At 69.9% G+C, this 10,902-nt stretch carries 8 protein-coding genes and 1 pseudogene; 4 read left to right on the forward strand and 5 right to left on the reverse strand.

Going from position 1 to position 10,902, the window contains the following annotated elements:
- Positions 1-79: 79 nt before the first annotated feature.
- Both ACFWY6_RS10920 and ACFWY6_RS10925 read left to right on the forward strand, forming a co-directional pair.
- Positions 80-937: pseudogene (locus tag ACFWY6_RS10920) on the forward strand (serine hydrolase domain-containing protein); the annotation flags it as partial.
- 65 nt (positions 938-1,002) lie between these two features.
- Positions 1,003-1,473 (forward strand): hypothetical protein, encoded by a 471-nt coding sequence (locus ACFWY6_RS10925; protein WP_384687875.1) that lies wholly within the window; start codon positions 1,003-1,005, stop codon positions 1,471-1,473.
- 39 nt (positions 1,474-1,512) lie between these two features.
- On the opposite strand, the gene ACFWY6_RS10930 is transcribed toward ACFWY6_RS10925, so the two are convergent.
- The 5 genes from ACFWY6_RS10930 to ACFWY6_RS10950 form a co-directional block, all read right to left on the reverse strand.
- Positions 1,513-2,193, reverse strand: a complete 681-nt coding sequence (locus tag ACFWY6_RS10930) for a class F sortase (RefSeq protein ID WP_384687876.1) — start codon at positions 2,191-2,193, stop codon at positions 1,513-1,515.
- Entirely contained in the window at positions 2,190-3,005 is an 816-nt protein-coding gene (locus tag ACFWY6_RS10935; protein WP_384687877.1) for a hypothetical protein, read from the reverse strand. The genes ACFWY6_RS10930 and ACFWY6_RS10935 overlap by 4 nt, the downstream gene beginning before the upstream one ends.
- 168 nt (positions 3,006-3,173) lie before the next feature.
- On the reverse strand, positions 3,174-4,337 hold the full coding sequence (locus tag ACFWY6_RS10940) for a spermidine/putrescine ABC transporter substrate-binding protein (protein ID WP_384687878.1): 1,164 nt from the start codon (positions 4,335-4,337) through the stop codon (positions 3,174-3,176).
- Positions 4,338-4,468: 131 nt separating this feature from the next.
- Positions 4,469-7,087: an MXAN_6230/SCO0854 family RING domain-containing protein gene (locus tag ACFWY6_RS10945; RefSeq protein WP_384687879.1), complete on the reverse strand. Its 2,619-nt coding sequence runs from the start codon at positions 7,085-7,087 to the stop codon at positions 4,469-4,471.
- Between the two features lie 179 nt (positions 7,088-7,266).
- Entirely contained in the window at positions 7,267-8,706 is a 1,440-nt protein-coding gene (locus tag ACFWY6_RS10950) for a gamma-aminobutyraldehyde dehydrogenase (RefSeq protein WP_360773280.1), read from the reverse strand.
- Between the two features lie 157 nt (positions 8,707-8,863).
- On the opposite strand from ACFWY6_RS10950, the gene ACFWY6_RS10955 reads away from it, so the two are divergent.
- Positions 8,864-9,376: an Lrp/AsnC family transcriptional regulator gene (locus ACFWY6_RS10955; RefSeq protein WP_384687880.1), complete on the forward strand. Its 513-nt coding sequence runs from the start codon at positions 8,864-8,866 to the stop codon at positions 9,374-9,376.
- Complete coding sequence (locus tag ACFWY6_RS10960; protein WP_384687881.1) at positions 9,361-10,740, forward strand: aspartate aminotransferase family protein; 1,380 nt, start codon at positions 9,361-9,363, stop codon at positions 10,738-10,740. The genes ACFWY6_RS10955 and ACFWY6_RS10960 overlap by 16 nt, the downstream gene beginning before the upstream one ends.
- Positions 10,741-10,902: the final 162 nt, after the last annotated feature.

Raw genomic sequence — 10,902 nt, forward strand, 5'->3', positions numbered from 1 at the left:
GGGGGTGTTATGTTCGGGGGTCCTCGACCTGCACCGGGCGGGGGGGCCCCCCCCCCCCGGCCGCTCCCGCGCCGGCCCCACGACCAAGATCGTGACCGCGGCCGTCGCGCTGCAGCTGGCCGCCGAGGGCGAGCTCGACCTCGACAAGCCGGTGCAGCACTACATGCCGGGCCTGTTCCCGAAGGAGAAGTTCGAGCCCATCCCCGTACGCAGCCTGCTCAACTACACCAGCGGCCTCAAGCCGGGCGACGGCTTCGACGACGAATTCGCCCACCGCTACGACACGTTGGAGCCACGGACCGTCGTCGCCTCGGCCATCGCCAAGGGCCCCGAGCACGACCCCGGTGCCGAGCAGCACTACCGCAACATCGGTTACACCGTGCTCGGCCTGCTGATCGAGAAGGTCACCGGAGACACGTACGCCCATCAGGCCGCCCGCCGGATCTTCGAGCCGCTCCACCTGCGCGACACCTCCTTCCCTGGCGCCGACCTCCGCATCCGCGGCCCGCACAACCGCGGCTACCAGGCCATGAAGCAGCCGGACGGCACGACCCGGCTCGTCGACGTCACCGAGTGGAACCAGTCGGACCGATTCGCCGCCGGCGACATGATCTCCTCCACCGCCGACCTGGAGGTCTTCACGCAGGCGCTGTTCAGCGGAAAGGTCGTGCCGCAGCCTCAGTTGAAGGAGATGCTCACACTGCCCGAGCTGGCTCCGGGCGCCCCCGAAGCCAACTACGGCGCGGGGCTCCAGCGGATGGAGCTCGGCGACCGGGTCGTCTGGCTCAAGACCGGCGCCCGCTACGGCTACGCGAACATGATCGCCTCGACCGAGGACGGCTCCCGCACCCTGGTCTACTCGGTGACGGCGACCGACTCCAAGGGCCAGGGCATGAACCCGGTCGCCGAGCGGATCGCGAGGGCCGCACTGAGCTGAGCCGCGGGCCGCCAAGACCGGCAAGATGGTCGAGGAGGTCCGCGGCGAACGGAGGAAGACCGGCCATGGTGATGGCGTCCGAGTGGGACTGGGAATCCGGCGAAGGCCTGCTGGGCATCGACGACCCCGCCGAGTGGGACGCGGCGTACGAACGCGGCGAGAGCGGTCTCGGTACGGCAGCCATCGGACTGGCCTTCAACTGCCCACTGGAGGAGGCCTCGCCCCGCATCCTCAAGGCGATGCGGTTGCCGGACCGCGGTCAGCGCGGATTCGCGTACACCGCGGCCGGCACCGCGGCCCGGGTCAACGGCGAACTCACCCCGCAGCTGTACGCCGCGCTACGCGCGGAGGGCCACCGCGGCCTCGCCGAGACCGCGGTCGACGACACCCTCGACTACGTGCCGTTCCGGAAGCTGCCGCTGTGGTTCAAGTGGCGCACGTTCGCGTCAAGAGTGAAGGACAAGGCGGTGACCTGGCGGCTGAACATCACGTACGCGGCCGAGGACGCCCGCAAGGCCCTGCGCCGACGCCGCTGAGGCAAGGAGGACCGCACCGCGAGAACACCTTCCCAGGCCCTAGGCGACATCCGTCATGCTCGCGAACACCGTGACATTGTTCGGGTAGTAGTTCCGGTCCGCGTCGAATTCACCGCCGCAGGTGATCAGGCGGAGCCCCGCGTGGTCGATGTTCTTGTACACGTCCAGGGTGGGGAATTCCTTCTTCGGGTACTCCTCGACACGGTCCACCGTGAAGGTGGCCGTCTTCCCGTCCTGGCGTGTCACCTCGACGGTGTCTCCGGCTCTCATCGTCTTCAGCTTCTTGAAGACCGCGTCCGCACCGTTCCACGTCACGTGTCCGGCGATCACCGCCGGGCCCCGGGAGCCGGGGGTGGGGCCCGGTTCGTACCAGCCCGCCAGGTCGGGGTTCTTCGGCGTCGTCATCGCCCCTTTCCCGTTCTGCCCCAGCGTCTCCAGCTCGCTGGACACGCCCAGGGAGGGGATGGCGACCCTCTGTGGCACCGACCGGTCCAGGGCCGCGGCCGCCCGGCCGCCCGACTCCGAGCCCGACCCCGTCGCCGGTGTCCGGCTGTCCGCCGTGCCGCCCCGCTCCGCGTTCCGGGCCGGCGGCGGCGCCTGCGAGGCAGCCGTGTCCTGGCCCGCGCATGCGGTGAGCAGCAGGGCCGCCGCGACGGCAGCGACCGCGGCGGCGGAGGCATGCCGGACACTGGCCCACGCCCTGCGGACCGGGCGCCTCACGCGGCATCCCCGGTCTTCACGACCGCCGGGGCAACGGCCGTCATCCGCCGCCACGCGAGAACGAGCACCCCTGCGGCCGTCACCGCCGCCGCGCCCGCAGTGCCGATCACGGCACCCTGGGACACGCCTCCCTCCGCGCCGCCCCCGGTCTCGACCCCGCCGACGGGTACGGATCCGACGGCCGCGCCCTCGACCACACCGCAGTTGGTCGGAGCGGTGGCCTCCTGCGGAAGCTTCGGGTCCAGTTCGCTCTTGCCCGCGCCCTCGAAGTCGTACTTGCCGTTGTCGTTGCGGTCGACGCCGTGCTGCACGATGTGCAGGTCCTTGATGTGGTCCACCACGTCCTGCCCGACGGTGATGGTCCGCTTGTAGCGGACCTTGCCCTGCGCGTCGGCCACCGGCATCCGGTCCACGGCGAGGCCGCTGCCGGCGTCGGTGCCCCCGGAGAGGGTCAGCGAGATGTTGATGTCGCCGTAGTGGACGGTGGCCTCCGTGTTGTCGAGGATGCCGTCGCCGTTGGTGTCGTCGCCGTCGTCCGGGCACTGGAAGTCGTGCCCGTCGGTGGATCCGTGCAGGTGCTGTGCCGAGGGCTGGCCGGGCACCATGCCCTCGGACTTGATCCACACGGTCAGCTCATTGCCGCGCAGGCTCAGGAGGGCCGTTCCCTTGGAGCCGGAGCCGTTCAGCTGCTCCAGGTCGAGCTGGTAGGCCGGGGTGTCCGCCGCGAACACCGGGGACGAGACGGCCACGGTGAGGAGGGCGACGGGCAGAGCGGCGAGCGCCGCGAGAAGACCGGTCCGCTTGGGCATCACGTTCGTTCCATTTCCGCGGCCCCCGAAAGGAAGGGAAGGCCGCATGTCGTACGGAATTCCTGGCGATGCCCGAGCGAGCCACCGAACGCCACGTGGGCATCAACTCCCCCTTGACTGCGAGGCAGTTACCCATGAAACGGAACGAGGCGCTCGGGTGTTCAATGGGAGCTAAAGACCGGCGATGGCGTTCCACCGCTTCGCGAACTCCGTCCGCTCCTGCGACGTGATGTCCCGCGCGATCGCGAGCCGCCCCCGCATCGCGTCGTCCGGGAAGATCAGCGGGTCCTCGGCGAGGGCGGCGACTTCCTTGTCCTTGGACGAGGCGAGGACGTCACGCGCGGCGGGGACCGGGCAGACGTAGTTGACCCAGGCAGCCAGCTCGGCGGCGACTTCAGGCTCGTAGTAGTAGTCGACGAGCCGCTCCGCGTTCCGCTTGTGGCTCGCCAGGTTGGGGATCATCAGGGACTCCGCCCACAGCTCGGCGCCCTCCTCGGGGACGACGAACTCGATGTCCGGGTCGTCCGCCTGGAGCTGGATCACGTCGCCGCTGTAGGCCTGGCAGGCCAGGACGTCGCCGCTGGAGAGGTCCTTGATGTAGTCGTTGCCGGTGAACCGGCGGATGTGCTTCGCCGCCACCAGCTTCTCCACCCTGTCGCACACGCGGTGGAAGTCGTCGGCCTTCCACTTCGTGATGTCGACGCCGTCGCCCTGCATCAGGAGCGCGAACGACTCGTCGAGCCCGGAGAGCAGCGTGACCTTGCCCTTGAGGTCGTCGGCCCACAGGTCGGAGACATGCTTGATCTCACGGCCGACCTTGCGCTTGTTGTACGCGATGCCGGTGATGCCGGACTGCCAGGGCACCGTGTGCTTGCGTCCCGGGTCGAAGCCGGGTGAACGCAGCAGCGGGTCAAGGTACTTGGTGACGTTCGGCTGCCTGCTCCGGTCCATCGCCTGGACCCATCCCAGGCGCACGAAACGGGCGCACATCCAGTCGCTGATGACGATGAGATCGCGGCCCGTCTCCTGGTGGTTCATCAGGGACGGGCTGATCTTGCCGAAGAACTCGTCGTTGTCGTTGATCTCTTCCGTGTAGCGGACGTCGATGCCGGTCCGCTTCTCGAAGGCGTCGAGCGTGGGCCGCTTCGCCGCGTCATCGTCGTCGGTGTCGATGTAGAGCGGCCAGTTGGCGAAGGTGAGCTTCATGTCCTGCCGCGACCGGTCGGGCGCTCCGCGCTCACCGGGGCCGATGTACGCGGCCGGCACACCGCACCCCGCGAGCGCACCGATCGCGGCACCACCGCCAAGGGCGCGCAGCAGGGACCGGCGGGACACGGAGGGTATCGGGTTCGCTCGCACCTCGGCAGCATGCGCCTGCGTGCCTCGTCCAAGCAATGGACGCTGCGTCGACCCGAGCGGTCGGGAAGCGACACCCTGTCGATCACCGGGCGTGCTCCAGCCACCGATCAGGCGGGCTCCAGCCACCCGGCCAGGTCCCCCGCCGTGATCCGCTCCAGCGGCGCGGCGTCGACCGGCCCCGGGTAGAGGCGATACGCCGTGCCGGACGCGGCGTCCTCCGCGCCCGCCAACTCGCCGTGCAGAAGCGCGAGAAGGGCACGGCGGCCGGTCAGCTCCGGCTCGGCACACAGCGCGTCCGGCTCCCAGCCGTCGCGGATGCGCAGCGCGAAGTCGGCGCGCGGCTCGTCCTCGGCACGGCGGTAGCCCCACAGGACGTGACCGCGGCCGCGAACGTACACGTCGCCTTCGGTGCGCGCCGCCGCCGTCCAGCAGGCCAGGTCCCACAGGGTGGCCCGGCCCCGCGGCTGGAACGTATCGAGCAGGTCGTTGCCGATGTGCGCGAGCTGCCGCTTGTACCGCCACACGTCGTGGTTGCCGCCGGTGGTGGCGAGGGTGACGTCGGCCCACCACGCGTGCCGCGTCCGCAGGTCGACGATCATCGGCACCCGCAGCGTCGCGTCGCCCGCGAGGTCGAAGCGCTGGCGGACGGTGCGCGGGTCGTAGACGGCCCGTCCCTTGGCCCCGACACCCCCGGCGCCCTCCACCGCCATGAACCCCGCGAAGGCGTCCGGGAGTTCGTCGAAGGGCACGTCGTTGTACGAGAGGACCGCGGGCACCACGAACCGCACCCCCGTGCCCGCCAACCGCGGCAGGTCCAGGTCCAGGTACTCGGTGGCGCCGTGCGGGGCCGGCGCCGAGGTCAGGTCCCCGGAGTGCCGGGCGGCGCCGCCCGCGTACTCCAGCTGCGTGTAGTCACAGAGACCGACGAAGCGCCACAGGTCGTCGTAGAGCGCGACGGACAGGTCGAGGTCGACGCGCAGCCCCTTGGGCTGCAGCCAGTGCAGGAAGAGCCGCACGGTCTCGCTGTCCTTCGGCATGGGCAGCGAGCTGCCGCGCGGCACCGCGACCAGCGAGGCCGCCGATGCCCGCTCGGCGAACGGCACCGGCAGGTCGGTGAGCGAGGCGTCCAGGACGGCCACGTCGTACCGCTCCCCCTCGCGCGCCGCCAGCCGCCGCACGGCCTCCGCCTCGATCAGCTCACCGGCCCGGCCCGCCACCCGGGCAGGCAGCGGCGGCCGGTGGTCCTCGACCGCGTACGCCTTGGTGACCCGCCCGCGCGGGAAGAAGACGCGGCGGTGCCCCGGCACGGAACGGACCTTCATCCGCCCGTACGCGCCGAGCAGCGGCCCGGGAGCCGTGCGCGGCAGGGCGTCGGCGAGCGCCTCGCCCACCGCGTCCGGGAGCGTCGCCGAGCCCGACCGGGCAAGCAACAGGTCGAGGCGGCGCAGGAGTTCACCCGGGCGCTCACGAAGGAGTCCGGCGGCGGCCACGGTGTCCCAGCGGCCGATGGCCTCCTCGACGCGCCCCTGCCAGGTGACGACGCGCAGCCGGTCGCCTTCGAGGCGGACGTCCTCGTGCCGGGCGGCCTCGGCGAGCAGCGTCTCGCCGAGCGCGCCGTCGCCGATGCGGGTCCCGCGCAGGACCGCGAAGGCGAGCGCCACGCGCGCGTGCCGGTGGGCGTGCTCGAAGGGGTGCAGGATTTCACCGGCCCGCTTCCACGCGCGCGGGTGGCGGGCCATGTCCTCGGCGAGGCGCCGGAAGTCGAACGTGTCGAGCAGGGCGAGGAGTTCGCGGCGCACGGGCCGCGAAAGACCACGCAGGCACGGCAGTTCGAGCAGATCGGGGTCGCCCCCGGAACGTACGACGAGTACGCGCAGCACATCGGTGGCGGTGTCGGCGTACCGCCCGACGAGCGCACGCACGTCGGTCACATCGAGCAGCGGCGCGAGGGCGAGCGCCTTGCTCTCGCGCAGCGGAATGGCGGCCGGGAGCCAGTCGGCGGCGTCGGCCGGATCCAGGTGCCCGAGGAGCAGGACCAGGTCGTCGTGGTCCTGGGGGTCGAGGGGCGTACGGCGGGCGAGCAGCGCGGCGAGTTCAGCGGCTGCGTCGCTCGGCGCGGCGAGGCGCAGCGCGCGCAGGATCTCGCCGCCGTCACCGCCAAGGCCCGCCCCTGTGTCGATCCAGGGATCGGTGGGCCCGTCCGTCTCGTAGCGCTGCTCGCAGATCGGGCAGCCGTACCAGACGCAGCACTCCTCGCAGCAGCCCCAGTCCACCATCTTCGGGTGGCAGTCGTCGCACAGCAGATGCGCGCAGGGCGCGAGTGCACGCACCCGGGCCTTGGTGCCCGCGCAGTTCATGCAGGGCTGGTGCGGCTGGGCGGCGAGATGCGCGAGGACGGTCGCGGTGAAGCGGTCGTACGCGTGCTGGTACGGGATCTCGTCGGGAAACCGCCGGAACAGCGGGGCGTGGTGACGGTCGGAGCCCATCAGCGCGTCGACGTCGGCGAGCAGCCCCCGCCCGGTCGCCGCGAGGTCCCCGGCGGACAGCGCGGTCAGCGCTCGGCGCAGCGGGGCGGTCAACAGGTGCCCGCGGTCGGCGAGTTCGGCTTCGAGGACGACCACGGCGGTGTCGGTCACGGCGGTCCGCCCGACGCCTTCGGGAACGTACACACTCTGCCGACGACGCAGCAGAAGCCCCGCGAGATCGTCGGTCGTTGTCGCCGTCATCAGGTCACACCCCCGTAGTACAGAAACGCGGGGGCGGGGAGTGCGTGCGCTACGGATCTTTTTGCAGAAGAGGAAAAGAAGGAAGCACACAACGGAGCCGCCCCCGCGTACGTGACGGTACGCGGGGGCGGCGGGGCCGGGCATCTCAATTAGGGCGACGAGCAACCCGGCAGACGCGACTAGCCCTCGATCGACGTCATCACGTGCTTGATGCGCGTGTAGTCGTCGAAGCCGTACGCCGAAAGGTCCTTGCCGTAGCCGGACTTCTTGAAGCCGCCGTGCGGCATCTCCGCGACCAGCGGGATGTGCGTGTTGATCCAGACGCAGCCGAAGTCGAGGACCTTGGACATGCGCATGGCGCGCGCGTGGTTCTGCGTCCAGACCGAGGAGGCCAGGGCGTAGTCCACGCCGTTCGCGTACGACACGGCCTGCGCCTCGTCCGTGAAGGACTGGACGGTGATGACCGGGCCGAAGACCTCGTTCTGGATGATCTCGTCGTCCTGCTTGAGGCCCGAGACGACGGTCGGGGCGTAGAAGTAGCCCTTCTCGCCGACCCGCTGGCCGCCCGCCTCGACCTTGGCGTGCGCCGGGAGGCGGTCGATGAAGCCGGAGACCTGCTTCAGCTGGTTGGCGTTGTTGAGCGGGCCGAAGAGCACGTCCTCGTCGTCCGGCTGGCCGGTCTTCGTGTCGGCGGCGGCCTTGGCGAGCGCCGTCACGAACTCGTCGTGGATGGACTCGTGGACGAGCACGCGTGTGGCGGCCGTACAGTCCTGGCCGGCGTTGAAGAAGCCCGCCACCGAGATGTCCTCGACGGCCTTGGCGATGTCGGCGTCCTCGAAGACGACCACCGGCGCCTTGCCGCCCAGCTCCAGGTGGACCCGCTTGAGGTCCTTGGAGGCGGACTCGGCGACCTGCATGCCGGCGCGCACGGAGCCGGTGATGGAGGCCATGGCCGGGGTGTGGTGCTCGACCATCGCGCGGCCCGTGTCACGGTCGCCGCAGACGACGTTGAAGACGCCCTTGGGGACGATCGAGCCGATGATCTCGGCCATCAGGACGGTCGACGCGGGGGTCGTGTCGGAGGGCTTGAGGACGACGGTGTTGCCCGCGGCGAGCGCCGGGGCGAACTTCCAGACACCCATCATCATCGGGTAGTTCCACGGCGCGACCTGCGCGCAGACGCCGATCGGCTCGCGGCGGATGATGGAGGTCAGACCCTCCATGTACTCGCCGGCCGCGCGGCCTTCGAGCATCCGGGCCGCACCCGCGAAGAAGCGGATCTGGTCGACCATGGGCGGGATCTCCTCGGACCGCGTGAGTCCGATCGGCTTGCCCGTGTTCTCGACCTCGGCCGCGATGAGCTCCTCGGCGCGCTCCTCGAACGCGTCGGCGATCTTCAGCAGGGCCTTCTGGCGCTCGGCGGGCGTCAGGTCACGCCAGGCGGGGAACGCGGCCGCGGCCGCCTCCATGGCGGCGTCGACGTCGCTCTGTCCCGACAGCGGCGCGGTGGCGTAGGACTCGCCGGTGGCGGGGTTGACCACCTCGGTGGTCCGGCCGTCGGCGGCGTCCCGGAATTCGCCGTTGATGTAGTTACGCAGACGGCGCAGCTCGGTGGTCACGTCCTGCCCTCCTGATGTCCAGTGGATGAGACACCCACCCTAGTCGTTCTACAGACGCTTTCAACATACCTGCAGGCCCAGAACTGCGAAATCCGTGACGTTCGAAGCTCCAAACAACGAATTTCATCGATCTGGCCTTGCGGAACTGTCGAGTCCCGTGCACCATGGGGTCGTGGCCAGTCGCAGCGCAGATTCCAGCAGTTCCCGACACGGGAACGGTTCTTCGTCCATCGACGCCGTCTCCCTGGCGATCATCGAACAGCTTCAGGAGGACGGACGCCGTCCGTACGCCGCCATCGGCAAGGCCGTGGGCCTGTCCGAGGCAGCCGTACGGCAGCGCGTCCAGAAGCTGCTCGACCAGGGCGTGATGCAGATCGTCGCCGTCACGGACCCGCTCACCGTGGGGTTCCGACGGCAGGCGATGGTCGGCATCAATGTCGAGGGCGATCTGGATTCCGTCGCTGAGGCCCTTACGGCCATGGCCGAGTGTGAGTACGTGGTGATGACCGCGGGCTCCTTCGACCTGATGGTGGAGGTCGTCTGCGAGGACGACGACCACCTTCTCGAAGTGATCAACAAGCGCATCCGCGCCCTCCCCGGCGTGCGCTCCACCGAGAGCTTCGTCTACCTGAAGCTCAAGAAGCAGACCTATATGTGGGGAACCCGATAGCCGTGAGCAAGGACCTCAGCCAGACCGCGTACGACCACCTGTGGATGCACTTCACCCGCATGTCGTCGTACGAGAACGCGCCCGTTCCCACCATCGTGCGTGGCGAGGGCACCTACATCTTCGACGACAAGGGCAAGAAGTACCTCGACGGTCTCTCCGGCCTGTTCGTCGTCAACGCGGGACACGGTCGTCACGAGCTCGCCGAGACCGCGTACAAGCAGGCTCAGGAGCTGGCCTTCTTCCCGGTGTGGAGCTACGCCCACCCGAAGGCCGTCGAGCTCGCCGAGCGCCTCGCGGACTACGCTCCGGGCGACCTGAACAAGGTCTTCTTCACCACCGGTGGCGGCGAAGCCGTCGAGACCGCGTGGAAGCTCGCGAAGCAGTACCACAAGCTCACCGGCAACCACACGAAGTACAAGGTCATCTCCCGCGCGGTCGCCTACCACGGCACCCCGCAGGGCGCCCTGTCCATCACCGGTCTGCCCGCGCTCAAGGCCCCCTTCGAGCCGCTCGTCCCGGGCGCGCACAAGGTGCCGAACACGAACATCTATCGCGCCCCGATCCACGGCGACGACCCGGAGGCCTTCGGCCGCTGGGCCGCCGACCAGATCGAGCAGGAGATCCTCTTCGAGGGCCCCGAGACCGTCGCGGCCGTGTTCCTCGAGCCCGTGCAGAACGCCGGTGGCTGCTTCCCGCCGCCGCCCGGCTACTTCCAGCGCGTGCGCGAGATCTGCGACAAGTACGACGTGCTGCTCGTCTCCGACGAGGTCATCTGCGCCTTCGGCCGTCTCGGCACGATGTTCGCCTGTGACAAGTTCGGCTACGTCCCGGACATGATCACCTGCGCCAAGGGCATGACCTCGGGCTACTCCCCGATCGGCGCCTGCATCATCTCGGACAAGATCGCCGAGCCGTTCTACAAGGGTGACAACACCTTCCTGCACGGCTACACCTTCGGCGGCCACCCGGTCTCGGCCGCGGTCGGCCTCGCCAACCTCGACATCTTCGAGAAGGAGGGCCTGAACCAGCACGTGCTCGACAACGAGGGCGCGTTCCACCAGACCCTGCAGAAGCTGCACGACCTGCCGATCGTCGGCGACGTCCGCGGCAACGGCTTCTTCTACGGCATCGAGCTGGTGAAGGACAAGGCCACCAAGGAGACGTTCAACGACGAGGAGACGGAGCGCGTGCTCTACGGCTTCCTCTCCAAGGCGCTCTACGACAACGGCCTGTACTGCCGCGCCGACGACCGTGGCGACCCGGTCGTCCAGCTGGCCCCGCCGCTGATCTCCAACCAGGACACCTTCGACGAGATCGAGGGCATCCTGCGGCAGGTCCTCACGGAGGCCTGGACGAAGCTGTAGTCCGTACAGACGGATCAACACCGGCCCCGGGGGGGGGCCCGGGGGGTTTGAGAAGGGGCCCCCCCGCCCCCGGGGGGAGAGCTCGCCCGCCGGGGGGGGGACAGCGCCGCCCGCACAGGCGCCCCCCCCCCCCGAGCGCCCCACGCGGGGGGGGACAAACAA

This window comes from Streptomyces sp. NPDC059037, assembly GCF_042740015.1.
Classification (GTDB): Bacteria; Actinomycetota; Actinomycetes; order Streptomycetales; family Streptomycetaceae; genus Streptomyces.